Genomic DNA, 641 nt, shown 5'->3' on the forward strand with positions numbered 1-641 from the left:
CCGTTGTCGGTGAGGAAGTCTTCTAGCCATGCTTCGGCGTCGGTGCGGTCGTCGACGTCCTGGTCCTCGGAACGGTCGAGCAGTTCCACCGCCGACGTGGTGGTGAAGTCCCCCCACTCAATCCGGCCGATGGTGGACACGGTGCCGTCATCGAGGGGAACGTCAACTTCCACGATGGACGCCTGGCGGGAGACTTCACTCTTGGCGAGGTTGGCCTTGGTGTTGGTCACCGTCAGGGTGCCGTCCTCATCCTGGGCCGCGGAGAGCACACTGCGCGCGATCTGAGACCAGGCGATAGATCCCAACAGCAGTTTGCCGGTGTCACGTCCATCCCGTTTCCCGAAGTGCACCAATCCCAGGATGGTGACATCGTAGTCATCGGCCAGTTTGACCAACGGCTCCAGGAACTGGCGGACATCATCATCGCGGTAACCGTCGAGCTTCGGGTCCATGGAAGACTTGGCGGCGTCGAGCACCATGAACGAGATGTTGTTGTCCCTGATCGCCTCGGCCAGCAGGGGGATGTCCTGGGGCAGACGTAGCGCGCCCTCGGTGCCACGCTCGGTGGTGACCTCATGGAAGAACACCCGGTTTAAGTCAGCACCAGCAGCAACCAGGCGCGGCTTGACTACCTGTTCAAT

General features: G+C 61.6%; 1 protein-coding gene. It reads right to left on the reverse strand.

Annotation, left to right across the window (positions count from 1 at the left end; translation table 11 throughout):
• Window positions 1–641, reverse strand: a 641-nt coding sequence (locus tag H9627_RS14125; RefSeq protein WP_191734647.1) for an AAA family ATPase, incomplete at both ends; no start/stop codon positions are given.

This window comes from Corynebacterium gallinarum (assembly GCF_014837045.1).
GTDB lineage: Bacteria > Actinomycetota > Actinomycetes > Mycobacteriales > Mycobacteriaceae > Corynebacterium > Corynebacterium gallinarum.